We start from the raw sequence: 25,560 nt of genomic DNA on the forward strand, positions 1-25,560 counted from the left end.
ATGAGCGATGCGACCGAACGTCCCGCCGTCGACGCCGACGCCTGGGCGACGGCGTGCGCCGAGGACTTCGAGGAGGAGCGGGCCCGCCGCCGCGAGCGGTACGGGCAGCACGCCACCGGCACCGCGGGCGACGAGCTGCGCAAGCTGCTGGACGCGGTCGCCGAGAAGGTGTCGTCGCTGCCGAACCCGCTGCCCGGCCTCGCCGGGCAGGGGACCGTGCAGCAGCTGGTCGATCAGGCGAAGTCGGCCGTCGAGCCGGTCATCGAGCGCAACCCGCAGGTGTTCGAGCATCTCGCGGCCGCGGGCAGCGAGCTGCTGGCCGCGTACCGCTCCGCCGTGGCAGGCCATGAGCGCCGCTGGACCCGCAGCGAGCCGCCCTCGGGTGCCGAAGGCCGTGGCGGCCCCGACGGCACGGACCGCCGCCGGGACCGCGGGGACGAGGGCCCCGGCCCGGGCAAGAAGATCGATCTGGACTGAGGCCCGGACTCCCTCCGGTACGGTTGGGCCCAGCGGGGCTCGACCGAAAACTGAGGGACACATGGCACTCACCATCGGCGTCGACATCGGCGGCACCAAGATCGCGGCCGGCGTGGTCGACGAAGAGGGCACCATCCTTGAGACGCACACGGTGCCCACTCCGGCGACCGCCGAGGGGATCGTGGACGCGATCTGCTCGGCCGTCTCCGGAGCCGGTAAGGGGCGCGACATCGAGGCGGTCGGCATCGGTGCCGCCGGATACGTCGACGACAAGCGCGCCACCGTCCTCTTCGCGCCGAACATCCAGTGGCGGCACGAGCCGCTGAAGGACAAGGTGGAGCAGCGCGTCGGCCTGCCCGTCGTCGTGGAGAACGACGCCAACGCGGCGGCCTGGGGCGAGTACCGCTTCGGCGCGGGCCAGGGCCACAGCGACGTCATCTGCATCACCCTCGGCACCGGCCTCGGTGGCGGCATCATCATCGGCAACAAGCTGCGCCGCGGGCGCTTCGGCGTGGCGGCGGAGTTCGGGCACATCAGGGTCGTCCCCGACGGCCTGCTGTGCGGCTGCGGCAGCCAGGGCTGCTGGGAGCAGTACGCATCCGGGCGGGCACTGGTCCGCTACGCCCGCCAGCGTTCGGCGGCGACCCCCGAGAACGCGGCCATCCTGCTCGGCCTCGGCGACGGCACCCCCGGGGGCGTCGAGGGCAGGCACGTCAGCGAGGCGGCGAGGCAGGGCGACAAGGTCGCCGTCGACTCCTTCCGCGAGCTGGCCCGCTGGGCCGGCGCGGGACTGGCGGACCTGGCCTCGCTGTTCGACCCCTCGGCGTTCATCGTCGGCGGCGGAGTGTCGGACGAGGGGGAGCTGGTCCTGGACCCGATCCGCAAGTCCTTCCGGCGGTGGCTGATCGGCGGGCAGTGGCGTCCGCACGCCCAGGTGCTCGCCGCCCGGCTCGGCAACAAGGCGGGCCTCGTCGGCGCGGCTGACCTGGCCCGCCAGGGCTGAATCCGGCGCCTTCCGCCCCTCCCCCGGGGCGTCGAGGACAGGCCCCCCGGCTCGGAGGCGAGCCGGGGGGCCTGCCCGGCCGCCGGCCCGGCGGGCTGGGACGTCCGCGGCCTCCGTCCCGGCCGTACGGGCACCCCGGCCGTACGGGCACCCCGAGGGCGCGGCGCGCCCGGTGCCCGATGGGGCGGGAACGGCGCGCCGGGGCCCGTTATCTTGAGGCGCATGGTGACGTCCGCGACGCGACCGCTGCCCAACTCCCGCACCGAGCCGGACGGTTCGGCCGTGATCCGGGTCCTCGGCTACAACATCCGCTCCATGCGCGACGACGAGGACGCCCTCGCCCGCGTCATCCGCGGCTGCCGGCCCGATCTCGTCTTCGTCCAGGAGGCACCTCGCTTCTTCCGGTGGCGCAAGCACCTCGCCCGACTCGCGGCCAAGAGCGGGCTGGTGGTGCTGGGCGGCGGGGCGACCGCCGCGGGCCCGGCGCTGCTGTGTTCGCTGCGGGTGAGGGCCGAGCGCACCGAGGACGTTCTGCTTCCGCTCACTCCCGGGCTGCACCGGCGCGGCTTCGCCACCGCCGTGGTGCGTATCGGGGCGGCCCGGATCGGGCTGCTCAGCTGCCATCTCAGTCTGCGGGCCGACGAGCGCCACAGCCAGGCCGGAATGCTGCTCGACCGTCTGGCCGCGATGGACGTGCCGCACGCGATCGCCGCGGGCGACGTCAACGAGCGGCCCGGCGGGCGCAGTTTCCGGCGCCTGGCCGCCGCGCTCCGGGACGCCCGGGCCGTCAGCCCCTGGGGCGGCGAGTACACCTCGACTCCCGCGGACCCGCACCAGCGGATCGACGCGGTCTTCGTGACCCCGGGCATCGAGGTACTCGGCTGCGGCGTACCCGCGGGGCTCCCCGGAGTCGGCGAGGCGGACCTGGAGGCGGCCACGGACCATCTCCCGGTCCTGGCCGCCCTGCGGGTGCCCGCTCCGCCCCCGGCCTCCGCGACCGGTCCGGCCCCCGGGCAGGGCCCGCACGGCCACGCGCGAACCGGCTGAGCGAGCGCGTTCCGCGAACGCGGCTCCGTCCGCCCGCAGGCCGCGAGGGACTCTGCCGCACCCCCTCATGTCCGCGTCAGGAGGCCTTCGCCCCGTCGTGACGCCCGGCTCGCCCGGCACCGGCTCGGGGCGTTCCCGAGCCGACCGCGCAGGCCCACGGCAAGGCCGGTGCTGCGCCTTGCGATCCACCGCACCGAAGGCCGTTCGGCCCGGCCGGGCAGGCCCTGCCCGGCGCGGTGCCCGTCCACCGCGCCGGACGCCGCTCCCCGCGCGCCGACCCTGCTGGACGCGCCTCTAGACGACCGCCCCGCGGCCCGGGTCGTCGTCCTCGTCGTCCCCGTGGGACATCCGCGCCACCAGTGTGGCGAAGCCGCCCAGGAAGCCGCCGACGCCGAGCGTGGTCAGCCACCAGGTCATGTCCCACCGCAGGATCACGGCGAACAGCAGCAGCACGGGCCCGCCGATCACCGCCAGCCAGGCGAACTTCGCGGTCGTGTCGGCCTCCGGCAGCGGCGGGGGCTCCGGCGGTACGAAATGGCCCTCGTCGCCGTCGTCAGACCCTTCGCCGCTGGGCTCGGCGATCGTGTAGTCGCGCGGCCCCCCGCCCACCCCGGGCGCGAACACGACGGAGCTGCCCAGCGGCTTCTCCGGCCGTGGGCCCTCGTCCTCCTCGCTGCTCCCGCCCTCGCCCCCGTCCGCACGGTCACCGGCCCCTCCGTCCGGCCCGTCGTTCCGGACGGCCTTCTGCAGGCCCGCGAGGTCCTCCACCGACTTGAACGGCCTCGCCCCCGGCGGGTCCGCGGGCTCCTGCCCGTAGCCCGCGACGATCGCGGCCCAGACGGCCTCCTCGTCGACGGGTTGCGGCTCCCGGTCCCGGTCCCGGTCCCGGTCCGCGTCGTGCTGCTCAGCCACCGGTCGTGCTTCCCTTCTCGCCGACGCTGGGAGCGAGGCGGCCGATGAACGCGTGGCTCTCCTCGAAAATCCGCTCCGCGTCGTGGTCCAACGTCGCCACGTGGTAGCTCTGTTCCAGCAGGACCTCCCGGATGTCCGTGGACGACACCCGGCTGAGGATCCGGGCCGAGTCCGCGGGCGGCACCACATGGTCCTGAGGGCTGTGCAGCAGCAGCATCGGCTGCGTGACCTGCGGGAGTTCGCCGTCGACGAGCCGGAGGAAGTTCCGCAGCGAGTGGGCGGCGTGCAGGGGGACCCGGTCGTAGGCGACCTCGTCCACGCCCTCCTTCGCGATGTCGTTGGCCAGCCCCCCGGTGCTCCGCACGAGATGGCGGGCCACCGGCAGCGCGTGCGCCGCAGGTCCGTGCACCTTGTTGGCCGGGTTCACCACCGCGATACCGCTGACGGCGTCGCCGTGCCTGGCGGCCAGCCGCAGGGTCAGCGCGCCGCCCATCGACAGCCCGCACACGAAGACCTGGCGGTGCTGAGCGCTCAGCGCCCGGAACTCCCGGTCCACTTCCGCGTACCAGTCCTGCCAGCCGGTGACCGCCATGTCCTGCCAGCGGGTGCCGTGACCGGGCAGCAGCGGCAGCGAGACGGTCAGTCCGCGCTCCGCGAGGAACTCCGCCCACGGGCGCATCGACCGGGGGGAACCGGTGAAGCCGTGGCAGAGGAGTACGGCGACCTCGCCACCCTCGTGGCGGTACGGCTCGGCTCCAGGAAGGACCGGCACCGGGATCTCCTTTCAGGGCGGCCCGGGGGCGTCCCCCGGTGGGCAGATTCACCGTACGCGACGGGACCGGCACCGACCAGGGCTGAGCCCGCCCGGCGCGGGCCCACCGGGAGGAGCCCGGTCCCGCCAGGGGTTAGGGTCGTCCCGACGGACTCCAGGAAGGCACTCGAGTTGATCTACGGCGCAATGAAGTTCTCCATCGGCGGGGCGCTGAAGCTCGCCTTCAGGCCGTGGGTGGAGGGCCTCGAGAACGTCCCCGCCGAGGGACCGGCGATCCTCGCGAGCAACCACCTGTCCTTCTCGGACTCCTTCTTCCTGCCCGCGGTCCTGGACCGCAAGGTCACGTTCATCGCCAAGGCCGAGTACTTCACGTCGCCGGGTGTGAAGGGCAAGCTCACCGCGGCCTTCTTCAAGGGCGTCGGCCAGCTCCCGGTGGACCGCTCCGGGGCGCGAGGAGCCGGCGAGGCGGCCGTCAGGAGCGGCATCGAGGTCATCGAGCGCGGTGAGCTCTTCGGCATCTACCCGGAGGGCACCCGCTCCCCGGACGGCCGGCTCTACCGGGGGAAGCCCGGCGGTCTGGCCCGCGTGGCGCTCGCCACCGGCGCGCCCGTCATCCCCGTCGCGATGATCGACACCGAGAAGATCCAGCCACCGGGTCAGGTCGTCCCCAAGCTGATGAGCCCCGGCATCAGGATCGGCAAGCCGCTCGACTTCAGCCGCTACCACGGCATGGACCACGACCGCTTCATCCTGCGCTCGGTGACCGACGAGGTCATGTACGAGATCATGAAACTCTCGGGCCAGGAGTACGTGGACATCTACGCCACGGCGGCCAAGCGGCAGATCGCGGACGCCGAGAAGGCCGCGAGGGAGGCCGCCAAGGAGGCGGGGCGGGCCGCGAAGGCGGCCGGCGGGGCGGAGCGGGCCGGCGATCGGTAACGTCGCCCGTCGGGCCGGACGGACTGGGGGGGGATCGGGGGCAATGGCCAGGCGCGAGCGGGTCGTGAGGATGTCGGTCGAGTTGCCGCTGTGGCGCGCGCTGGCCGCGTACCGCGTGCTGACCGCGGGGTATGCGATCCTGCTGCTCGTCTTCACCACCGAGCGGTACGAACGCCTCTGGGTGGCCGTCGGCTTCCTCGCCGTGATGGCGGTCTGGACGCTGGCGACGCTCCCGAGGGTGGCCAGCGCCGCCGCCTGCACCAAGCGGTTCCTCGGCGCGGATCTCGGCGTGGCCCTCACCGGCATCCTGCTCACCCCGCTCGCCGACGCGCACGCGCAGCAGATCGACAGCCCCACCCTGCCCTCGATCTGGACCGCGGGTGCGGTGCTCGCCTTCGCGATCAAAGGCGGCTGGCGGTGGGCGGGCTTCGCGTCCTCCCTGGTCGCCGTCGCCAACATCATCGAGCGTGGCGAGCCCAGCCGGGACACCATCCACAACGTGCTGCTGGTGTGGGTCGCGTCCATCGCCATCGGATACGTCGTCGAGGTCGCCCGGGCCTCCGAGCGCACCCTGGCCCGCGCCCTGGAGATCGAGGCGGCGACCCGGGAGAGGGAGCGGCTGGCCCGCGACATCCACGACGGCGTGCTCCAGGTGCTGGCCATGGTGCAGCGGCGCGGCACGGCGATCGGGGGCGAGGCCGCGGAACTCGGCCGGATGGCGGGCGAGCAGGAGGTCGCCCTGCGGACCCTGGTGACCGGTGGTCTCGTCCCCGCGTCCAGGGTGTCGGAGGACGCGGCGCGGGGCGCGGTCGTCCGCCTCGTCGATGAGCCGGACGCGCCGGGCGCCCCGGCCGCGCTCGACGCGGCGGGCGCACCGGACGGCGAGCGGGACGGCGAGCGGGACGGTGCGCGCCCGCCGGTGGATCTGCGCCCGCTGCTCGCGCCGCGGCCCGGCAGCCGGGTCACCCTGTCCGAGCCGGGCGCCCCGGTGCTGCTCCCGGCGCGCACGGCGGGGGAGCTCGCGGCCGCTGTCGGTGCCGCACTGGACAATGTCCGCAGGCACGCGGGCGAGGGTGCGCAGGCGTGGATCCTGGTCGAGGACGGGCCGGACGAGGTGATCGTCACGGTCCGGGACGACGGGCCGGGGATCCCGGAGGGACGGCTCGCCCAGGCCGAGGGCGAGGGGCGGCTCGGTGTCGCGCTCTCGATCCGCGGCAGGCTGCGGGACATCGGCGGCACCGCGGAGCTGCTCTCGGTGCCGGGGCAGGGTACGGAAGTCGAGTTGACGGTCCCGAGGGGGACCCGGGGGAAGGCCAGAGGATGACGGAGACGAGCGGGGCGGTCCTGCGGGCCGTGCGGGTCATGGTCGTGGACGACCATCCGATGTGGCGGGACGCGGTCGCCCGCGATCTGGCCGCGGCCGGCTGCGAGGTGGTGGCGACCGCGGGCGACGGTCCGCAGGCGGTGCGCCGCGCCAGGGCCGCGGCGCCCGACGTCCTGGTGCTGGACCTCAACCTGCCGGGGATGCCGGGCGTCCGGGTGTGCCGGGAGCTCGTCGGAGCGGACTCGGCCCTGCGGGTCCTGGTGCTTTCCGCCAGCGGGGAGCACGCCGATGTGCTGGAGGCGGTGAAGTCGGGGGCGACCGGCTATCTGCTGAAGTCGGCCAGTACGGAGGAACTGGTCGACGCCGTGCGGCGCACCGCGGCAGGCGAGCCGGTGTTCACCCCCGGCCTCGCGGGGCTGGTGCTGGGGGAGTACCGGCGGCTGGCGGGCGAGCCCGTGCCCGCGGCGGGACCGGGCGATCCTTCGGCACCGCGGCTCACCGACCGGGAGACCGAGGTGCTGCGTCTGGTGGCCAAGGGCCTGTCGTACAAGCAGATCGCGGAGCGGCTGGTGATCTCGCACCGCACGGTGCAGAACCATGTGCAGAACACCCTGGGCAAGCTCCAGCTGCACAACAGGGTGGAGCTGGTGCGCTACGCGATCGAGCGCGGCCTCGACGACGTCTGAACCCCGGGTCGGGCAGTTGTCCCGGCCTCGGTATCCGGTCCACTCGATGGAGTGAATCGCCGGACGCCAACCACCGTTCCGCTGACCGGAATTCACCTTTTGCGCCATGCCGGAGTGACCTGCGTCACCACTAGCGTTGCCGTCGAATGCGGCCATCGACGGCGAAGGGACCTTCCATGCGGGTCGGAGTACTGACCGGGGGCGGCGACTGCCCCGGCCTCAACGCGGTGATCCGCGGCATCGTCCGCAAGGGCGTGCAGGAGTACGGATTCGAGTTCACCGGCTACCGGGACGGCTGGCGCGGACCGCTGGAGGGCGACACCGTACGCCTTGACATCCCCGCGGTCCGCGGCATCCTCCCGCGCGGCGGCACCGTCCTCGGCTCCTCGCGGACCAACCCCCTCAAGACGGAGAACGGGATCCGCCGGATCAGGGAGAACCTCGCCAAGCACGAGGTGGAGTCCCTCATCGCGATCGGCGGCGAGGACACCCTCGGGGTCGCCGCCCGCCTCTCGGGCGAATACGGCGTCAAGTGTGTGGGCGTGCCGAAGACCATCGACAACGACCTCTCGGCCACGGACTACACCTTCGGCTTCGACACGGCCGTCGGTATCGCCACCGAGGCCATCGACCGGCTGCACACCACGGCGGAGTCGCATATGAGGGTCCTCGTGGTCGAGGTGATGGGACGTCACGCGGGCTGGATCGCGCTGCACTCGGGGCTGGCGGGCGGTGCGAACGTCATCCTCATCCCGGAGCAGCGGTTCGACCTGGACCGGGTCTGCGCCTGGGTCACCTCCCGCTTCCGCGCCTCGTACGCGCCGATCGTCGTGGTCGCCGAGGGCGCGATGCCCAGGGACGGCGACATGGTCCTCAAGGACGGGACGCTGGACTCCTTCGGGCACGTCCGGCTCTCGGGCGTCGGCGAGTGGCTGGCCAAGGAGATCGAGAGGCGCACCGGCAAGGAGGCCAGGACGACCGTACTGGGCCATGTCCAGCGCGGCGGCACGCCCAGCGCGTTCGACCGCTGGCTGGCGACCCGCTTCGGCCTGCACGCGGTCGAGGCGGTGCGCGACGGCGACTACGGGAAGATGGTCGCCCTGCGCGGCACGGATATCGTCCGCGTGCCGATCGCCGACGCCACGGCGAGACTGAAGACGGTCGACCCGGCCCTCTACGAGGAGGCCGGCGTCTTCTTCGGCTGACGGCAGGCGGCAGGCGGCGGGCCGGGCGGAGGGCGGCGGACGGGTAGGCGCCGGGCGGTCGACGGAGGGCGGCTGACTGCAGGCGGCGGCGGATCTCGGCGCGCTGTCCGCGCCGGACGCCGGGACCGAGCTGTACAGCAGGAGCCCCCGGGCCATCCGGCGCTTCCGCCCCGCGCCGCCCTGCCGTCCGCCGCCGCCCCGCCGTCCGCCGCCGCGCCACCCCGGAGGGCACCGCCAGGGCTCCCGTACGAGCCTCCCCGGGGCCCGCCGGGCGCCCGGCGGGCCGGTACCCGTCAGGGGCGCGCGGGCCCGAGGCGGTCAGGAGCGCGGCCCGGTGCCTGCCGGGGCGGCCCGGTGCCCGGATCACCCAGGGCGCGGGCGCGGCCTCGCTCAGGGCGCGGGCTCCGGGACGACCGCGTCGAGCAGCATGCGCACGATATCCGGCCCGCGCAGGGTCAGCACCGACTCCGGGTGGAACTGGACGCCCGCGAAACCCGGCCCGCGCAGCGCGTGGACCTCACCCGACTCCGACCGGCTCAGCTCGACGCCGCGCAGCGCCAGCTCCCCCGCCGACCCGTCGTCGCAGACGGCCGTGAAGCTGTTGTAGAAGCCGACCGTCTCCTCCGCGCCGAACAGCCCGATCCGCAGCTGGGCTCCCTGGAACGGCCGCTCCCTGCGGGCGATGGCCAGCCCCAGTTCGGCGGCGATCAGTTCGTGTCCCAGGCAGACCCCCAGGAGCCCGCCCCGGTGGTCGCGCAGCAGTTCCGCGGTGAGCGAGCGCAGGAAGCGCATCTTCGGGTCCCCCGTGTCCGAGGGGTCGCCCGGTCCAGGGCCCAGGACGAGTGGCCCGCCGTGGGCCAGCGCCGCCTCCCGCACCCCCGGCTCGTCGTAGCGGCGCACGGTCACGTCGAGGCCCGCCCCCCGCAGCAGATGCGCCAGCATCGCGGTGAACGTGTCCTCGCCGTCCACCACCAGCGCATGCCCCAGGTCCCGCTCCGGCATGGCCTGCATCCGCAGCCAGAACGGCGCCAGGTCCGCCCGGCGCGCGTCAAGCGCCGCCCGCACCCGGGGATCGTCCGCCAGCCGCCGCCGCGCCGCCTCACCGCGCGCGGGCCCCGGACGGACCCCCAGCGCGGCCAGTACCCCCGCCGCCTTGGCGTGCGTCTCCGCCACCTCGGACGCCGGGTCCGAGTCGCGGACCAGCGTCGCGCCGACCGGCACCCGCACCCCGCCCGACGCGGAGATGTCGGCGGTACGGATCAGGATCGGGGAGTCGAGGGTCTGCGCACCACCCGCTTCGGTGCCCAGCAGCGCGAGCGCCCCGGCGTAGTACCCGCGCCCGCCGCCGTCCGGGCCCGGGGGCTCATGGCGCTCGATGACCCGGCAGGCGTTCTGTACCGGCGAGCCGGTGACGGTCGCCGCGAACATCGTCTCGCGCAGTACCTCGCGGACGTCCAGCGAGGACCGCCCCCGCAGCTCGTACTCGGTGTGCGCGAGATGGGACATCTCCCGGAGGCGGGGCCCGACGACCACTCCGCCCATGTCGCCGACCGCGCACATCATCTTGAGCTCCTCGTCGACGACCATGGAGAGCTCGTCGGTCTCCTTGCGGTCGGAGAGGAAGTCCAGCAGCCCGCTGACCGTCGGGCCGCCCGCCGGGTAGCGGTACGTCCCGCTGATCGGGTTCATCACGACCGTGCCCCCGGACATCCGGACGTGCACCTCGGGGCTCGCCCCGACGAGCGTGCGCCCGCCCCCGCCCCCGCCCCCGCTCCGCCGGCCGGCGGGGGGCCGCCCGTCCCCGGTGTGCACGACATACGTCCAGTACGCACCGCGCTCGACCGCGAGCAGCCGCCGGAAGAGCGCGAGGGCGTCCGCCCTGCCGAAGCCCGGTACACGGCCGGTGAAGGTGCGGCGGATGACGAAGTCGGCCCCCTCGCCGCGTCCGATCTCATCCGCGACCACGCGCCGGACGATCTCCGCGTACTCCTCGTCGCCGACGTCGAAGCCGCCCCCCTCGACGCTCACCCGGTGCGCAGGCAGCCGTTCGAGCACCTCGCCGAGCGGGAGCTCGTGGGACTCCTCGACGACCAGCACGGACAGCGGGGTGCCGTCGTCGCGTACGTCGAAGCCGCGCTCGCGGATCTGCCGGAACGGCACCAGGGCCAGTGACGGGCGCTCGCCCACCGGGATGTCGGCGAGCCGCCCGACCTCCCGGACCGGGCCGGTCAGCACCTCGACGGTGTTGTGGTCGCGGCCCGGGGTGAGCCTGCGCAGCAGGGCGAACGGTGGCGCGCCGGGGGCGAGCAGCCGGTCGAGGACGTGCATGGCGGGGTTCCTTCCTGGGGGGGGGGAGGGGAGGAACGGCCCGTGGAAAACGGAAAGGCCGCCCCTCGGGCGGCCTTCGCGAAACTCTGTGCGCGCGATCGGATCAATCGGATCGGTGGGCCGCCGGATGAGCGGTCCACCAGCGGTTCCGGGTCGTCTGCGCGAACATGCCGTGAACCCTACCCCACCCGTCACCCCGCCCGTCACGCCACTCGTCACGCCACCGGTCATCCCACCCGGCGCGCCGGTCGGCATCCCGGCCCTCGCGCCGCCCGCCCTCCGGCTCCGGTGTCGGTCGTCTCACTTTCCGGGCGGCGGCGTGGACCGGCTGACCGACCACGTAATGTTGTCGGGGTGACCGTGAACGCTAAGACCACCGAGACCGGTGGCAACACCTGGCGAGACCTTCCCGCGGCGCAGCAGCCCGAGTACCCCGATGCCGAGGCTCTGCGCGATGTGATCGCGGACCTCGAGTCGTATCCGCCGCTCGTCTTCGCGGGCGAGTGCGACCAGCTGCGCGCCCGGATGGGAGCCGTTGCCAGGGGCGAGGCGTTCCTGCTCCAGGGGGGCGACTGCGCCGAGGCCTTCGACGGGGTGTCCGCCGACCACATCCGCAACAAGCTCAAGACCCTGCTCCAGATGGGCGCGGTGCTCACGTACGCCGCATCCGTCCCGGTCGTGAAGGTCGGCCGGATCGCCGGCCAGTACTCCAAGCCGCGTTCGAAGCCGACGGAGACCCGTGACGGCGTGACGCTGCCGACGTACCGGGGCGACTCGGTCAACGGCTTCGAGTTCACCGAGGCCGCCCGGGTGCCGGACCCGGAGCGGCTGAAGCGGATGTACCACGCGTCGGCCTCGACGCTGAACCTGGTGCGCGCCTTCACCACCGGTGGCTACGCCGACCTGCGCCAGGTGCACGCCTGGAACCAGGACTTCGTGAAGTCGTCCCCGTCGGGACAGCGCTACGAGCAGCTCGCCCGCGAGATCGACAACGCGCTGAACTTCATGAAGGCCTGCGGCACGGACCCGGCGGAGTTCCGCACCGTCGAGTTCTACGCCTCCCACGAGGCGCTGCTCATGGACTACGAGTCGGCCCTCACCCGGGTCGACTCGCGTACCGGCGATCTGTACGACGTCTCGGGCCACATGGTGTGGATCGGCGAGCGCACCCGCCAGATGGACGGTGCGCACATCGAGTTCGCCTCGAGGATCCGCAACCCCATCGGGGTGAAGCTCGGCCCGACGACGACGGTCGACGAGGCGCTGCAGTACGTCGAGAGGCTGGACCCGGACCGCGAGCCCGGCCGGCTGACCTTCATCGTCCGGATGGGCGCCGACAAGGTCAGGGACCGGCTTCCCGAGCTGGTGGAGAAGGTCACCGCCTCCGGTGCCACCGTCGCCTGGGTGACCGACCCGATGCACGGCAACACCTTCGAGGCGGCGTCCGGCCACAAGACCCGCCGCTTCGACGACGTGCTCGACGAGGTCAAGGGCTTCTTCGAGGTCCACAAGGAGCTGGGCACCCACCCGGGCGGCATCCACGTCGAGCTGACCGGCGACGACGTCACCGAGTGCGTGGGCGGCGGGGACGAGATCTTCGTCGACGATCTGCACCAGCGCTACGAGACGGCGTGCGACCCCCGGCTGAACCGCAGCCAGTCGCTGGACCTGGCGTTCCTGGTCGCGGAGATGTACCGCGACCAGTGACGGGACAGACAGGCAGCCGGTAGGGAACCGGTGACGGGGCCGGTGAGGTCACCGGCCAGGTGCCGGGTACGGCTGTGGGGCGTGGATCCGTGTGATCCACGCCCCACAGCCGTACCCGGGCTTTTGCGGTCGGCGGGCCGAGGGTAAGGTTAGGTTAGCCTCACCGATCATCGGGGTGGGTGCCACAGTCGATCTCGATCCACCAGGAGGTGAACCGCGTGTACGTCTGCTCGTGCTTCGGCATCACGGAGAAGCAGGTCAAGGAGCACGCGGAGGCGGGTGCCTGCACCCCCCGCCAGATCGCCTCGGTGTCCAAGGCCGGTACCGACTGCGGCTCCTGCGTACGCCGGATCCAGGGCATTCTCGGCCGTGGCGCCTGCCCGCGCCGTGAGCTGCTGGAGCAGCGCGGCGCCGGCGTGCTGTCCGAGGAAATGACCCCGGTGGGCGCGGAGGCGGTCTCCCCCGGCCGGCTGCGCGAGGCGGCCTAGCCGCCCCGCCGCGAGGCGGCCCGGGCCCTGCCCGGTGGCCGTGCGGCGCGGACGGGGCCCGGGGCTACGACTCCGGCTGCTCGATGACCTGGGCGATGTAGAGCGGCTCCCCGAGCTTCTCGACCAGTTCCAGCTGGGTGTCCAGGTAGTCGATGTGGTGCTCCTCGTCCGCGAGGATCGACTCGAAGATGTTCGCGGACGTGATGTCGCCCTTGGCGCGCATGACCTCGACGCCGCGCTTCAGCCGGTCGATCGCCTCGACCTCGATCTGCCGGTCCGCCTGGAACATCTCGGTCACCGTCTGCCCGACCCGTACGTGGAACAGCCGCTGGTAGTTCGGCAGCCCCTCCAGGAACAGGATGCGGTCGGTGAGCACCTCCGCGTGCTTCATCTCGTCGAACGACTCGGCCCGGGTGTAGGCGGCGAGCTTCGTCCAGCCGAAGTTCTCCTGCATCTTGGCGTGCAGGAAGTACTGGTTGATCGCGGTGAGCTCGGCGGTCAACTGCTCATTGAGGAAGTCCAGGACCTCGGGATCGCCCCGCATCGCAGCGGCTCCTTCCGCAGGGGTGGCTCAGGCAGGATGCGCGCATCCTCGCACCGTGATCGAACGCCGTCCAGTAAGTGCCCCCTTAGTGGGAGTTGCCGGAATCGACCCGGACCCGGTCATGACCACCCCTCCCGGTCTGTCACCATTGAGGGCATGGGTCAGCCGGAGAGCCGGGAACGCCGGATGTCAGCACAGTCCGGGCTGCCTCCGGGGCAGCGCCTTCAGCGCGGCTGGCCGGTCACCCACTACGGCCCCGTCCCCAGGTTCAAGCCGGACCGCTGGGAGTTCCGGGTCTTCGGTGCCACCGCCGACGGCGACAAGCACTGCTGGAACCACGAGGAGTTCTCGGCACTGCCGTTCTCCACGGTCGTCGCCGACCTCCACTGCGTGACGAAATTCAGCATGCTCGGGGCCGAATGGGGCGGGGTGCGCGCCACCACGGTCGTCGGGCTGGCGCCGCCGGCCCCGGCGGTCACCCATGTCATGGTCTGGGCCGAATACGGTTTCAGCGCCAACCTCCGCCTCTCCGACTTCCTTTCCGAGCGCACGATCTTCGCCACCCACAAGGACGGGGAGCTGCTCACCGCCGAGCACGGCTTCCCGCTGCGCCTGATCGTCCCGCACCTGTACGCCTGGAAGGGCCCGAAGTGGGTGCGCGGGGTGGAGTACATGACGGCCGACCGCAGGGGCTTCTGGGAGGAGCGGGGCTACCACAATATCGGCGACCCGTGGAGTGAGCAGCGCTACTCCTACCAGGAGGAGCCGGGCGACGGGCCCGAGTTCTAGCGGGTTCGTGCGGGGCGTGTTCCGCAGGCGCCGGTCGCCGTAGGGCCGCGTCCGGCGGGGAGCCGGTCCTGCCCGCCCGTGCCCCCTGTGCTGTTCTGCGCAGGTCTGTGTCTGTCTGTGTCTGTGTCCGTCTGCGCGTGTCTGTGTCGATCTGCGTCTGTCTGTGTCCGTCTGCGGGTGTCCGGTTCAGCGGTCGCGGAGCCGCTTCAGCAGCGCCACGTCGGCCGCGTACGCGTCCCTGCCGTGCCGGCCGCCCGGCGTCTCGATGATCAGCGGCACACCCTCCGCCGCCGGGTGCCGCATCAGCTCGCGGAACGCCTCCTCGCCGATGTGACCGGCGCCGATGTTCTCGTGGCGGTCCTTGCGCGCCCCGACGACGTCCTTGGAGTCGTTGGCGTGGATCAGTTTCAGCCGGCCCGGGCCGATCGCCGCCTCGAGGAGATCCAGCGTCCGCGCGGCTCCGCCGTCCGCCGCGAGGTCGTGGCCGGCCGCGAACGCGTGGCAGGTGTCCAGGCAGACGCCCAGCCTGGGATGGGCGTCCAGGGCCTCGACGTACGGACCGAGGTCCCCGGCCAGTGAGCAGAGGGAGGAGCCCTGCCCGGCCGTCGGCTCCAGCAGCAGGAACGGGTCGTCGTCATGCGTCAGCTCGTCCAGCAGGGGCAGCAGCAGCTCCCGCACCTGGGCGAGGGCCGTTTCGCGGGTCCGGCCCCCGGTCGCCGAGCCCGTGTGCACCACCACCCCCGCCGCGCCGATCTCCCGGCCGCGGCGCAGCGAGTGGCGAAGCGACTCCACGGACCGCCCGGCGGTGACCGCGTTGTGGGAGCCGAAGTTGATCAGATACGGCGCGTGCACGTACACGGGTGTGCCGGCGCTCGCCGTACCGGCGCGGAACAGCTCGTCCTGCACGCGGTCGCCCGCCGGGGTCGCCCATCCCCGGGGGTTGGCGACGAAGACCTGCACCGCCTCGGCCTCGATCTCCCGGGCGTACGTGAGACCGGTCCCGGCCAGGCCGCCGGCCACGGGCACATGGGCGCCGACTGGATTGCGCACCTGGTTAGAGCCCCTTGGTCGTGATCGTGATCGTGCTGCCCTCGGCTGCCCGCCCGCCGCCCTCGACGGACTGGCTCCCGACGGTGTCGCTGAGGAACGGGAAGGACCGCTCGACCTCGACCTCGAAGCCCGCCTCCGCCAGCTCGCGCCTGGCGTCGTCCACCGAGTCCCCGGTGACGTCCGGGACCTCGACCATCCGCGGCCCCATGGAGACCGTGAGCGTGACCGTGTCGCCGCCGGCGGCCCGTCCGCCCTCCGCCGGGGACTGCCGGGCGACGGCTCCCGCGTCCTCGGGGGAGTGGACCCGCTCCGGCGAGACGCGCACCTTCAGTCCGGCGTCCTCGAGGGCGCGGGTGGCGTCCTCGACGGCCTCGCCGGTCACGTCGGGCACGTCGATCGGGGCGCCCTTGCTGACGACGAGCGCGACCGCGGAGTCCGGGCGGCGTGCGGTGCCCGCGGCCGGATCGGAGCCGACGACCGTGCCCTGGGCCGCCTCGTCGCTGAACTCCCTGGTGATCACACCCGGGGCCAGACCGGCCTTGCGGAGGGCGCTCCTGGCGTCGGCGAGCGTCAGCCCCCCGAGCTCCGGCACCGTCACGACCTCGGGGCCGCGCGAGACGACGAGGACGACCGGGGTGTCGTGCCGGACGCGCTGCCCGGGGGCGGGGCTCACCTCCATGACGGTGCCGCGGTCGTAGGCGTCGCTGAAGTCCTGCCGTACGGCCTCCACGCCCAGCCCGGCCGCGGAGAGCCGCTGCCTGGCCACGGCCTCGGTCTGGCCCAGGACGGTGGGCACCCGGGTGAACTGCCCGGAGCTGATGTACCAGACGCCCGCGCCCGCGCCCAGCAGGAGCAGTACGGCGACGACGGCGGCGAGCGCCCTGCGGCGTGGCGCCCGGAGGCGCCGGCCGCCCGGACGGGTCGGCGGGGGGCCGGCCGGGGGTGCCTCCAGCCGGCTCGTGCGCTCCACGGCCTCGCCCGCCGTGGGCAGCGGCCGCGCTATCACACTCGTCCGGTCCTCGGAGCCGGCGGCGGTCGCCGCGGCCGGCGTCCGGGCCTGCGGCGGCTCGGAGTCGAGTTGGTTGTCGCCGAGCGCGGCACGGGCCTCGCGGGTCAGGCCGAGCAGGGCGACGGCGTCGCCCGGGCGCGATTCGGGGGCACGGGCCGTCGCGGCCGCCACCAGGCCGTCCAGCTCCGGGGCGAGCCCGGGCACGGCGGCCGACGGCGGGGGTACATCCTCGCCCAGGTGCCGGTAGAGCACCTGGGCCGGGGTGTCGCCCGAGTGCGGCTTTGCGCCGGTGAGCATCTCGTAGAGGACGACTCCGCAGGCGTAGACGTCGGCGCGGGTGTCGGCGGTGCCGGACTCGATCTGCTCCGGAGCGAGGTACGAGACGGTGCCGAGCAGTGATCCCGTGCTGCTGGTCACCGAGCCCACGGCCCGGACCAGGCCGAAGTCGGCGACCTTGACCCGTCCGTCGTCCCCGATCAGGACGTTCTCGGGCTTCATGTCCCGGTGGACGAACCCGGTCCGGTGCGCGGCGCCGAGCGCGGCCAGCACGGGCTCCAGGATGTCCAGCGCCGCCCGCGGCCGGAGTGCCCCCCGCTCGCGGAGCACGTCGCGGAGGGTGCATCCGGCCACGTACTCCATCGCCAGATAGACGTACGCGCCCTGGGCCCCCTGGTCGTACACGCCCACCACGTTCGGGTGGGAAAGGCGTGCCACGGACTTCGCCTCGCGGATGAAGCGCTCGACGAAGGAGGCGTCCGCCGCGAGCGCCGGGTGCATCACCTTGAGGGCGGTCAGCCGGTCGAGCCGGGTGTCCACGGCCCGGTAGACCGTGGCCATCCCGCCGACGGCGATACGCGCGTCGACGCGGTAGCGGCCGTCGAGCACCTGCCCGACGAGAGGGTCCTGAAGGGTCGTGTCCACGCAGGCGAGTCTACGAGCCCGGACACCCGGCCCGGCCCCGGCCGCCGGAGCTGGAGCGGACCTGTGACGTGCGTCATCGCAGGGACGGGCACGGACGAGGGCCGGGGGCCGGGGGCCGGGCCGGGCATGGTGGAGCGGGCCGGAGGCCGGGAAGCCGGGCGGAGGCCGGGTGCCGGGGGCGGGCCGGGCGGCGCCGCGGGCGGGGCCGGGAGGGCCGGCCCCGCCCGCGGGATGCGCGCCGTCACCCGAAAGCGGGGCGCTCCGGGTCCAGCGCCGCCCGGCCTTCGGCCGGGGACGACGCCTCGGCGAAGTGGCGGCGTGGGATACGGCCCGCTCGATGCGCCAGCCGACCCGCCTCGACCGCGTGCCGCATGGCCCCGGCCATCAGGACCGGTTCCTGCGCGCGGGTGACCGCGGAGGCCAGCATCACCGCCGAGCACCCCAGCTCCATCGCCAGCGCCGCGTCCGACGCCGTGCCGGCGCCCGCGTCCAGGATCACCGGGACGCGTGCCCGCTCGACGATCAGGCGGAAGTTGTGCGGGTTGCGGATACCGAGCCCGGAGCCGATCGGGGAGCCGAGCGGCATGATCGCCGCGCATCCCGCGTTCTCCAGCCGCCGCGCCAGCACCGGGTCGTCGCTGGTGTACGGCAGCACCACGAAGCCGTCGTCCACCAGCACCTCCGCCGCTTCCAGCAGCTCGACCGGATCGGGCAGCAGCGTCCGCTCGTCCGCCACCACCTCCAGTTTGATCCAGGACGTCCCGAGCGCTTCCCTGGCCAGCCGAGCGGTCAGCACGGCCTCGCCCGCGGTGAAGCAGCCCGCGGTGTTCGGGAGCACCTGGACGCCGAGGCGGTCCAGCACGGACAGCACCGACCCCTGCACGGTCGGGTCGAGGCGGCGCATCGCGACCGTGGTCAGCTCGGTGCCGCTGGCCACCAGCGCGCGTTCCAGCACGTCGAGGCTGGGCGCCCCGCCCGTGCCCATGATCAGCCGGGACGAGAACTCCACCCCGCCCAGTACGAAGCGGTCGTCGGCCATACCGGTCAGCCCCCCTGCACCGCGGTGAGCACCTCGACGCGGTCGCCCTCGCCGAGCAGCGTCCCCGGCCACTGGGAACGGGGGACGACGGTCTCGTTGACGGCGGCCGCGACCCCGGAGGGGGCGGTGGTGAGCGTGGTCACCAGCGTGTCGAGCGTGGTGCCCACCGTGACGGCGCGCGGCTGGCCGTTGACGGACACGGTGTGCGTGGAGGCCGGAGCGGAGCTCGGAGAAGTGGTGGAAGCCGGGGAGGAGGGGGAAGCCGGAGAGGAACTTCGCGAGGAACTTCGCGAGGAACTTCGCGAGGAAGAGGGAGAGGTCATGCGGACACCTTCTGCTGGGCGGGGGAGAAACGGCGCGGGGTGAAGGGACGGGCCTCGTCCGGCAGCTCACCGGTGACGAGGGCATGCGCGAGGGCATCGCCGGTCACCGGGGCGAGCAGGACGCCGTTGCGGTAGTGGCCGGTGGCGAGCAGCAGACCGGGCAGCTCCGAGGGGCCGAGCAGCGGGGCGTTGTCCGGTGAGCCCGGGCGCAGCCCGGCCCGGGTCTCGGTCAGCGGAAGCTCGGTGATGCCGGGCACCAGCTCATGCGCGTCGCGCAGCAGCCGGTACACCCCGCCCGCGGTGACCGCGGTGTCCCAGCCCAGCTCCTCGCTGGTCGCCCCCACCACGAGTTCGCCGTTCTCCCGCGGTACGAGGTAGACGTGGCTGCCGCGTACCACGGCCCGGACCGTCCGGGACAGGAACGGGGCGTACTCGGACGGCACCCGCAGCCGCAGCACCTGCCCCTTGACGGGACGCACCGGGGGCAGCGCCTGCGCGGGCACGCCCGCCAGCCGGCCGCTGAGGCTGCCGGCGGCCAGCACGACCTGGTCGGCAGCGACCGTGGCGCCGCCGGTCAGTACGGCCCCGGCGGCCCGGTCCCGTACGACCGACAGCCGTTCCGCCCACCGCCGGTGGAAGACCACGCCGGCCCGTTCGCATGCCACCACCAGCGCCCTGGTCAGCCGGCGGGGGTCGACCTGGTGGTCGCCGTCCACCCGCAGCCCGCCGCGCACCCCCGGCGCCAGCAGGGGCTCGAGGCGCCGGCACTCCCGCCCGGTGAGCCACTCGGACTGCAGGCCGAAGCGCCGCTGCAGCGCGTGCAGTTCGCGCAGGTGCGCCCGGTCGTCCGCGTCGAGTGCCACGGCGAGCGTCCCGCAGGAGCGGTAGCCGGTGTCCTGTCCGCTCGCCTCACCGAGTTCGGCGGCGAACCCCGGATAGCGGCCCGCGGAGGCGAGGTTCAGCCCGAGCAGCGTCTCCTCGCCGTAGTGGAGTTCCGTGACGGCCGCCAGCATGCCCGCCGCGACCTGCGCGGCCCCGCCGCCCGGCTCGGGGTCGGCGAGTGCGGTCCGCAGCCCGCGCTGCGCCGCCCGCCAGGCGGTGACGAGGCCGATGACGCCGCCGCCGATGACGAGGACGTCGGCGGACCGCGCTGATGAATGTCCTGGATGCATGCGCGTCCGGACCCTCCCTTCGCCGGCATGACCCGGATCAGGTTCGTACGGTCGGAGGCAGCGCCAGCCTCCCTCTCAGCCCGGTGCTCCGGGCTCCCGCGAGTGGCAGTACGGTGGCCAGCCTAACCGCCGTCGCCGATCGCCCGTAAGGGAGCCGCCACCGTGGCCCGCTCGCTCGAAGGACTCGTCCTCGCCCCCGTGGCCGACCAGGGGCCCGGCCGGGTCGGCACCCGTACGCGGTTCGCCTACCACGAGGAGCGGGGCCGCGTCTGGGCCGAGTACGCCGGCGGGGACGTGGTCCGCGGCCATCTCGTCGGCACCCGCGAGGGGGACCGGCTGGACTTCCGCTATGTGCAGCTGAGGCGGGACGGGACGACGGCTTCCGGGCACTGCGTGTCCACGGTGGTCGAACTCCCCGACGGTCGGGTGCGGCTGGAGGAGGCCTGGGAGTGGGAGTCCCGGCAGGGACGCGGCACGAGCGTCGTGGAGCAACTGCCGTACTGACGTGTCGTCAGCTGGTTAGGGTGGACGGGTGAGTGAGAACGAGCAGACGGCGCCGGTCCGCCGTGTCGTCGTCGTCGGGGCGGGCATGGCCGGGGTGCAGACCGCCGTGGCCCTGCGCGAACAGGGTTTCACCGGTGCCATCGGCCTTATCGGCGCCGAACCGCACCAGCCCTACGACCGGCCCCCGTTGTCCAAGGCCGTCCTGCTCGGGAACGCGGAGCACTCGGCCTTCGACGTCGACTTCGACGCGCTGTCCGTCGACCTCCGGCTCGGACGGGAGGCAGGCGCCCTGCGTGCCGGGGAGCACACGCTCGACACGCCGGCCGGGCCCGTCCCGTACGACGTCCTCGTCATCGCCACCGGAGCGGAGCCGATCACTCTCCCCGGTGCCGAGGGCGTCCCCGGGGTCCATCTGCTGCGGACCCTCGACGACGCGCAGCGGCTGCGCCCGGTGCTGGCGCGGCGCCACCGCATCGTGGTCGTCGGCGCGGGCTGGATCGGCGCCGAGTTCGCCACCGCCGCCCGCGAGGCGGGCTGTGAGGTCGCCGTCGTGGAGGCCGCCGACCGCCCGCTGCCGGGAGCCCTGCCGGCCGAGGTCACGGCCCCGATGACACGGTGGTACGCCGAGGCCGGCGCCGAACTGCTCACCGGTGCGCGGGTCGCCGCCGTCGAGCGCGGCGCGGTGGTCGTCGAGGGCGGCCGGCGGCTGCCGGCGGACGCCGTCGTCGTCGGCATCGGCGCCCGTCCGGCCACGCGCTGGCTCGCCGGTTCCGGCATCGAGCTGGGCCCCGACGGCTCGGTCACCGCCGACGAACGGCTGCGCACCTCGCTGCCCGACGTGTACGCGGTCGGGGACTGCGCGTCCTTCCCGTCGGGCCGCTACGGGCGGAGGCTGCTGGTCCACCACTGGGACAACGCACTCCAGGGCCCCCGCACCGTCGCGGTCGGCATCGTCGGCGCTGACACGGGGGAGGGTGGCGAACCGGGGGAGATCTACGACCCGGTGCCGTACTTCTGGTCGGAGCAGTTCGGCCGGTTCGTGCAGTACGCGGGACACCACGGCGACGCCGACGCCCTCGTGCGGCGCGGAGACCCGGACGGCCCCTCCTGGTCGGTGCTGTGGCTGCTGGACGGCGTGCTGGTCGCCGTGCTCGCGGTCGGCCGGCCGAGGGATCTCGCCCAGGGGCGCAGGCTCATCGAGGTCGGCGCCCGGATCGACGCGGAGCGCGCCGCCGACCCGGCCGTCCCGCTGAAGGACGCGGTGCTCTGAACGGCGGCCCCCGCCGGTCCGTGCCCGGGAGGGCCCGCGGGGCCGTGTCCGGTAGGCCCGCCGGGCCGTGCCCCGGGAGGGGCGTGGCAGGGCCCTGGGGGTGGCGGGGCCCTGGGGGTGGCGGGGGGCGTCGCTCGGTGAGAGCCGCCCCGGCCGGGTGGTGGCCGTGCCCCGGACCCGCCGCGCGATCACCCGGTGTGATCACACCGCGCCGATACGGGCTCCCGGGCGCGTCGCGGAAGCGGGCGGGCCCCGGGGCGGGCGAGGTCCTGGAGGCACGGCGCGTGGCGGTCCGCCGAACGGCGCAGCGCAGCAGCCCCGGCGGGGGCAGCGGGGCCGGCCCTCCGAAGGCCGCTCTCCGGCCTTCCGGGGGCCGGGGCCGGCCGGGCGGTGCGTCCCCCGGAGGGCGGTACCGTCGCTCCGAAGGCCGCAGTCCGACCGGGCCCGGCTACCGGCTGTCGGTCCGGGATGGCACGCTTGGTCCCGTGACCGAGATTGACGCAAAGACCGATGCTCTCGTCCCCGCCTGGCTCCACCTGCCCGACGTCGCGGAAAGACTCGAGGTCGAGGTGACCCGCGTACGGCAGCTGGTCAAGGAGGGGCAGCTGATCGCCGTGCGCCGCGGTGAGAACCGGACGCTCCAGGTGCCCGCCGCCTTCATCAAGGGCGGCAAGGTGGTCAAGGGCCTCTCCGGCACCCTGACGCTCCTCAAGGACGACGGCTTCACCGACGAGGAGATGCTGGAGTGGCTCTTCACTCCGGACCCCAGCCTGCCGGGGACCCCGGCGGAGGCGCTCGGCGAGAATCGCGGCACGGAGGTGAAGCGCCGGGCCCAGGCGCTCGCCGTCTGACGGCTACCGTCTGACGGCCTCCTGGGCCTGCGAAGTACGGGTCTCTGGGGCGTGTTGCACAGGTCCCTCCCGGCGCGCGACGCCGGGCAGCGCACTCTCCCGGGGCCCTTCGGCCACGGGAGGCGTCCCCGCGCCGCGTTGTCCGGAGGTGTCCGAGTGCGTCCGGTGCGAAGGCGGCCCTCCGCCTCGCGGTCGCGCGAAAGCCGGATGCCGGGGGCCACGCCCCGGGGGCTCGGAGCTCCTTTCGCCACCACGTGCCGGCGCACCGCAGGCGCACCGCCGGCGTCCCGGCACACCGATTCCGACGCGGTGCGCGCACCGATTCCGACGAGGGGCGGGCACCGGTGCCGGGCCGTCCGGCGCCGGTGCCCGCCCTGCCGATCCACCCCCGGGGGTACCACCCATGTCCTCATCCCGAGCCGCGCTGCACGACGCCCGCCTCTACCTCTGCACAGATGCTCGCAGGCGCCAGGGCGACCTGCCGGAGTTCCTCGACGCCGTCCTCTCCTCCGGGGTGGACATCGTGCAGCTGCGCGACAAGGGAATGGAGGCGGGGGAGGAGCTGGAGCACCTCGCCGTGTTCGCCGAGGCCTGCCGTCGCCACGGGAAGCTGCTGGCGGTCAACGACCGTGCCGATGTCGCCCACGCCTCCGGCTCCGACGTGCTGCACCTGGGCCAGGGCGACCTCCCGGTGCCGGCCGCACGGGCCATCCTCGGCGGCGAGGTGCTGATCGGCCGCTCCACCCACACTCGGGAGGAGGCCGCCGCGGCCGCCTCCGAAACTGGTGTCGACTACTTCTGCACCGGCCCCTGCTGGCCCACGCCGACCAAGCCGGGGAGGCCGGCCCCGGGCCTCGACCTGGTCGAGTACACCGCCTCGCTCGCCCAGGACCGCCCCTGGTTCGCGATCGGCGGGATCGACGAGGGCAACCTCGACGAGGTCCTTCAGGCGGGTGCCCGCCGGGTCGTCGTCGTCCGGGCCGTCACGGAGGCCGACGACCCCGCCGCGGCCGCCGCGCGTCTCGCCGGACGGATACGGGACTCCACCCGGTAGGCCGTTTCCCGGGCGGTTCATGTCCGATGGGTGGAATGCGGTTGGGGGACCGCCGCCCCCTGGATAGCCTGCGAGCATGGCCCTCGGCACAGCTTCCACCAGGACGGATCGCGCCCGCACCGTGCGCGACATGCTCGCCACCGGCAAGACCTCGCACTCGTTCGAGTTCTGGGCGCCCAAGACCGAGAAGGGCGAGCGGAACCTCTGGAACGCGCTGCGGCGCATCGAGGCGGTGCGGCCGAGCTTCGTCTCGGTGACCTACGGCGCCGGGGGATCGACCCGGGCGGGCACGGTCAAAGCCACCCAGCAGATCGCCGCCGACACCACGCTCACCCCGGTCGCCCATCTCACCGCGGTCAACCACTCGGTCGCGGAGCTGCGCAATATGATCGGCCAGTACGCGGACGCCGGGATCAGGAACATCCTGGCCGTCCGCGGCGACCCGCCCGGCGACCCGATGGGTGAGTGGGTCGAGCATCCCGACGGAGTGCGGTACGCGGCGGAACTCGTCCGGCTGATCAAGGAGTCCGGCGACTTCTGCGTCGGTGTGGCGGCCTTCCCCGAGACGCACCCCCGGTCCAGCGACCGGGAGGCGGACATCCGGCACTTCGTCGACAAGTGCCGTGCCGGCGCCGATTACGCGATCACCCAGATGTTCTTCCACGTGGAGGACTATCTGCGGCTGCGCGACAGCGTCGCCGAGGCCGGCTGCGAGACCCCGATCATCCCCGAGATCATGCCCGTCACCAGTGTGAAGCAGATCGAACGGTTCGCCCAGCTCAGCAACGCGTCGTTCCCCGCCGCACTCGAGGCGAGGATCCGCGCCGTCGCGGACGCCCCCGCCGCTGTACGCTCCATCGGTATCGAGTTCGCGACGGAGTTCTGCGCGCGACTGCTTTCCGAGGGCGTCCCCGGGTTGCACTTCATCACGCTCAACAACTCCACCGCCACGCTCGAAATCTACGAGAATCTCGGACTGCACCAGCAGTCGTGAAGCGCCGCACCCGCCGCAACTCCGGGCGTGAGGGCGCAAGAGAGGGGCGGGCATGGGCTGGACGGTGCTCTACATCGCGTTCGGCATCGTCGCGCTGTGGCTGCTCGGCGAGGTGCTGCTGCAGTACAAGGCGCGGCTCCGCTGGCGACTGGTCGCCTTCGCCGGCTTTCTGGGGGTGGTCCTCGGAGTGCTGATGCCGAACGTCATCGTGATCGGCGCCGGTGCCGCGGCCTTCGCCGTCGGCCAGACGTATGTCACGCTCTCCTTCCGGCGCGGCTTCTCCACCGGCTGGGCACTGGGCGCCCGCCCGGGCGCGCGCCGGCGCCGCCGGTCCGCCGCCGCATCCGCCGACCGGGATCCCGTGCTGCAGGTGACGGGCATCGACTACGGGCACTCCTACGACGGCCCGTTCGGCCCCGGCCCGTCCGGTCACCTCACCGGCGAGCCCCCTGCCGCCGCGGCCGCCGCCGACTGGGAGCCGCAGCGGCTCCCGGAGGACACCCATCGGTACGGGGAGTACTCGGATGCGCCCTACGCCGCCGATCACGGTCAGGGCGGTGCCGACCACGGCGCGGCCGGCGACCATGGCCGGGGCGGTGACTACGGTCAGGGCGGCGCCGACCACGGCGGGGGCGGTGACTACGGTCAGGGCGGCGCGGACTACGGCCACGGCAGCGGCGAGGAGGCCTTCTACGGCGGCTACTCCTCCGGCTACGCCGAGGCCTACGCCCAGGGCCACGGCTACCAGCAGCAGCCGGCCGGGGCCCATGACACCTACGCCGAGCCCTACGCCGAGCCCTATGCCGAGCCCTACGGTGGCTACGAGACCGGCGCCGGTCAGCAGTACGCCGCCTACTCCGACCCGTACTCCGAAAGCGCGGCGCAGGGCTATGAGGCGTACGGGAGCCACGGCGCCCGGCAGCCGTACACCGACACCGACCCGTACGCAGCACAGGGCTACGACGAGACGCCGCCGGGCGGTGTGTGGGTTCCCCCGCAGCGCGACGGCGACCAGGTCCCGCCGCCCGGCCAGCCGCCGCAGTACGGTCCCGCCCCGGGCCACCGGACCGACCCCGACGGGCAGACCCCCCGCCGCTGAGGCCGTCTTCCCCGGGGGCTTTCACTCTCGGTCCCGGCCCCCAGGTGCCCTGA

26 protein-coding genes and 1 riboswitch are annotated in these 25,560 nt (G+C 73.8%); of the genes, 16 read left to right on the plus strand and 10 right to left on the minus strand.

Annotated elements, in window-relative coordinates; all coding sequences use genetic code 11:
* The 3 genes from SCWH03_RS06075 (at window position 1) to SCWH03_RS06085 (ending at window position 2,527) form a co-directional block, all read left to right on the plus strand.
* Window positions 1–477, plus strand: a complete 477-nt coding sequence (locus tag SCWH03_RS06075) for a DUF5304 domain-containing protein (RefSeq protein WP_173263022.1) — start codon at window positions 1–3, stop codon at window positions 475–477.
* Window positions 478–538: 61 nt separating this feature from the next.
* Window positions 539–1,480, plus strand: a complete 942-nt coding sequence (locus SCWH03_RS06080; RefSeq protein WP_173263025.1) for an ROK family glucokinase — start codon at window positions 539–541, stop codon at window positions 1,478–1,480.
* A 222-nt stretch (window positions 1,481–1,702) separates the two neighbouring features.
* Complete coding sequence (locus tag SCWH03_RS06085) at window positions 1,703–2,527, plus strand: endonuclease/exonuclease/phosphatase family protein (protein ID WP_173263028.1); 825 nt, start codon at window positions 1,703–1,705, stop codon at window positions 2,525–2,527.
* A gap of 294 nt (window positions 2,528–2,821) precedes the next feature.
* Here the strand turns inward: SCWH03_RS06085 and SCWH03_RS06090 are convergent, their stop codons facing one another.
* Together SCWH03_RS06090 and SCWH03_RS06095 are read right to left on the minus strand one after the other, a co-directional pair.
* The gene (locus SCWH03_RS06090) at window positions 2,822–3,439 is read right to left on the minus strand and encodes a hypothetical protein (protein WP_173263031.1); all 618 of its coding nucleotides are present in this window, start codon (window positions 3,437–3,439) and stop codon (window positions 2,822–2,824) included.
* Window positions 3,432–4,211: an alpha/beta hydrolase gene (locus tag SCWH03_RS06095; protein ID WP_173263034.1), complete on the minus strand. Its 780-nt coding sequence runs from the start codon at window positions 4,209–4,211 to the stop codon at window positions 3,432–3,434. Before SCWH03_RS06095 ends, SCWH03_RS06090 begins: the two co-directional genes overlap by 8 nt.
* 186 nt (window positions 4,212–4,397) lie before the next feature.
* Between SCWH03_RS06095 and SCWH03_RS06100 the strand changes: the two genes are divergently transcribed.
* The 4 genes from SCWH03_RS06100 to SCWH03_RS06115 all read left to right on the plus strand — a co-directional run bounded on the left by SCWH03_RS06100 (window position 4,398) and on the right by SCWH03_RS06115 (window position 8,365).
* Window positions 4,398–5,150: a lysophospholipid acyltransferase family protein gene (locus SCWH03_RS06100; RefSeq protein WP_173263361.1), complete on the plus strand. Its 753-nt coding sequence runs from the start codon at window positions 4,398–4,400 to the stop codon at window positions 5,148–5,150.
* Between the two features lie 43 nt (window positions 5,151–5,193).
* Window positions 5,194–6,474 (plus strand): MacS family sensor histidine kinase, encoded by a 1,281-nt coding sequence (gene macS / locus SCWH03_RS06105; RefSeq protein WP_173263037.1) that lies wholly within the window; start codon window positions 5,194–5,196, stop codon window positions 6,472–6,474.
* A complete protein-coding gene (locus SCWH03_RS06110; RefSeq protein ID WP_173263040.1) occupies window positions 6,471–7,160 on the plus strand; it encodes a response regulator in 690 nt (229 codons plus the stop codon). The genes macS and SCWH03_RS06110 overlap by 4 nt, the downstream gene beginning before the upstream one ends.
* Before the next feature lie 176 nt (window positions 7,161–7,336).
* Window positions 7,337–8,365 carry a 6-phosphofructokinase gene (locus tag SCWH03_RS06115; protein ID WP_173263043.1) on the plus strand — a complete coding sequence of 343 codons (1,029 nt, stop codon included), beginning with the start codon at window positions 7,337–7,339 and terminating at the stop codon, window positions 8,363–8,365.
* 390 nt (window positions 8,366–8,755) lie between these two features.
* On the opposite strand, the gene SCWH03_RS06120 is transcribed toward SCWH03_RS06115, so the two are convergent.
* Window positions 8,756–10,693, minus strand: a complete 1,938-nt coding sequence (locus SCWH03_RS06120; RefSeq protein ID WP_173263046.1) for an anthranilate synthase family protein — start codon at window positions 10,691–10,693, stop codon at window positions 8,756–8,758.
* A 103-nt stretch (window positions 10,694–10,796) separates the two neighbouring features.
* Window positions 10,797–10,862 carry a trp operon leader peptide gene (locus SCWH03_RS29825; RefSeq protein ID WP_371872625.1) on the minus strand — a complete coding sequence of 22 codons (66 nt, stop codon included), beginning with the start codon at window positions 10,860–10,862 and terminating at the stop codon, window positions 10,797–10,799.
* Between the two features lie 185 nt (window positions 10,863–11,047).
* On the opposite strand from SCWH03_RS29825, the gene SCWH03_RS06130 reads away from it, so the two are divergent.
* Entirely contained in the window at window positions 11,048–12,400 is a 1,353-nt protein-coding gene (locus SCWH03_RS06130; protein WP_173263051.1) for a class II 3-deoxy-7-phosphoheptulonate synthase, read from the plus strand.
* A gap of 209 nt (window positions 12,401–12,609) precedes the next feature.
* Window positions 12,610–12,888 carry a (2Fe-2S)-binding protein gene (locus SCWH03_RS06135; RefSeq protein ID WP_173263362.1) on the plus strand — a complete coding sequence of 93 codons (279 nt, stop codon included), beginning with the start codon at window positions 12,610–12,612 and terminating at the stop codon, window positions 12,886–12,888.
* A gap of 64 nt (window positions 12,889–12,952) precedes the next feature.
* On the opposite strand, the gene bfr is transcribed toward SCWH03_RS06135, so the two are convergent.
* Complete coding sequence (gene bfr / locus SCWH03_RS06140) at window positions 12,953–13,432, minus strand: bacterioferritin (protein WP_173263054.1); 480 nt, start codon at window positions 13,430–13,432, stop codon at window positions 12,953–12,955.
* 156 nt (window positions 13,433–13,588) lie between these two features.
* Here bfr and SCWH03_RS06145 point away from each other — a divergent pair, with 156 nt between their 5' ends.
* Complete coding sequence (locus tag SCWH03_RS06145; RefSeq protein WP_173263057.1) at window positions 13,589–14,221, plus strand: sulfite oxidase-like oxidoreductase; 633 nt, start codon at window positions 13,589–13,591, stop codon at window positions 14,219–14,221.
* A 186-nt stretch (window positions 14,222–14,407) separates the two neighbouring features.
* Here the strand turns inward: SCWH03_RS06145 and SCWH03_RS06150 are convergent, their stop codons facing one another.
* The 5 genes from SCWH03_RS06150 to thiO all read right to left on the minus strand — a co-directional run bounded on the left by SCWH03_RS06150 (window position 14,408) and on the right by thiO (window position 19,735).
* Window positions 14,408–15,271, minus strand: a complete 864-nt coding sequence (locus SCWH03_RS06150; RefSeq protein ID WP_173263060.1) for a deoxyribonuclease IV — start codon at window positions 15,269–15,271, stop codon at window positions 14,408–14,410.
* A gap of 4 nt (window positions 15,272–15,275) precedes the next feature.
* Window positions 15,276–17,201 carry a Stk1 family PASTA domain-containing Ser/Thr kinase gene (gene pknB, locus SCWH03_RS06155; protein WP_173263063.1) on the minus strand — a complete coding sequence of 642 codons (1,926 nt, stop codon included), beginning with the start codon at window positions 17,199–17,201 and terminating at the stop codon, window positions 15,276–15,278.
* A gap of 241 nt (window positions 17,202–17,442) precedes the next feature.
* Window positions 17,443–18,240 carry a thiazole synthase gene (locus SCWH03_RS06160; RefSeq protein WP_173263065.1) on the minus strand — a complete coding sequence of 266 codons (798 nt, stop codon included), beginning with the start codon at window positions 18,238–18,240 and terminating at the stop codon, window positions 17,443–17,445.
* 5 nt (window positions 18,241–18,245) lie between these two features.
* Window positions 18,246–18,440 carry a sulfur carrier protein ThiS gene (gene thiS / locus SCWH03_RS06165; protein ID WP_173263068.1) on the minus strand — a complete coding sequence of 65 codons (195 nt, stop codon included), beginning with the start codon at window positions 18,438–18,440 and terminating at the stop codon, window positions 18,246–18,248.
* A 119-nt stretch (window positions 18,441–18,559) separates the two neighbouring features.
* Window positions 18,560–19,735, minus strand: coding sequence for a glycine oxidase ThiO (gene thiO / locus SCWH03_RS06170; RefSeq protein WP_173263071.1), 1,176 nt, complete (start codon window positions 19,733–19,735; stop codon window positions 18,560–18,562).
* Window positions 19,733–19,845, minus strand: a riboswitch (TPP riboswitch). Its footprint overlaps the gene before it by 3 nt.
* A 52-nt stretch (window positions 19,846–19,897) precedes the next feature.
* Here thiO and SCWH03_RS06175 point away from each other — a divergent pair.
* The 6 genes from SCWH03_RS06175 to SCWH03_RS06200 all read left to right on the plus strand — a co-directional run bounded on the left by SCWH03_RS06175 (window position 19,898) and on the right by SCWH03_RS06200 (window position 25,507).
* Window positions 19,898–20,239, plus strand: a complete 342-nt coding sequence (locus SCWH03_RS06175; RefSeq protein ID WP_173263074.1) for an avidin-fold protein — start codon at window positions 19,898–19,900, stop codon at window positions 20,237–20,239.
* An 85-nt stretch (window positions 20,240–20,324) separates the two neighbouring features.
* Window positions 20,325–21,509, plus strand: coding sequence for an NAD(P)/FAD-dependent oxidoreductase (locus SCWH03_RS06180; RefSeq protein ID WP_254076611.1), 1,185 nt, complete (start codon window positions 20,325–20,327; stop codon window positions 21,507–21,509).
* A 485-nt stretch (window positions 21,510–21,994) separates the two neighbouring features.
* On the plus strand, window positions 21,995–22,360 hold the full coding sequence (locus tag SCWH03_RS06185; protein WP_173263080.1) for an Rv2175c family DNA-binding protein: 366 nt from the start codon (window positions 21,995–21,997) through the stop codon (window positions 22,358–22,360).
* A 403-nt stretch (window positions 22,361–22,763) separates the two neighbouring features.
* The gene (gene thiE, locus SCWH03_RS06190) at window positions 22,764–23,414 is read left to right on the plus strand and encodes a thiamine phosphate synthase (protein WP_173263083.1); all 651 of its coding nucleotides are present in this window, start codon (window positions 22,764–22,766) and stop codon (window positions 23,412–23,414) included.
* A gap of 76 nt (window positions 23,415–23,490) precedes the next feature.
* A complete protein-coding gene (metF, locus tag SCWH03_RS06195) occupies window positions 23,491–24,408 on the plus strand; it encodes a methylenetetrahydrofolate reductase [NAD(P)H] (RefSeq protein ID WP_173263086.1) in 918 nt (305 codons plus the stop codon).
* Between the two features lie 52 nt (window positions 24,409–24,460).
* Window positions 24,461–25,507 (plus strand): hypothetical protein, encoded by a 1,047-nt coding sequence (locus SCWH03_RS06200; protein WP_173263089.1) that lies wholly within the window; start codon window positions 24,461–24,463, stop codon window positions 25,505–25,507.
* Window positions 25,508–25,560 lie beyond the last annotated feature (53 nt).

It is taken from the genome of Streptomyces pacificus, from assembly GCF_011766325.1.
GTDB lineage: Bacteria > Actinomycetota > Actinomycetes > Streptomycetales > Streptomycetaceae > Streptomyces > Streptomyces pacificus.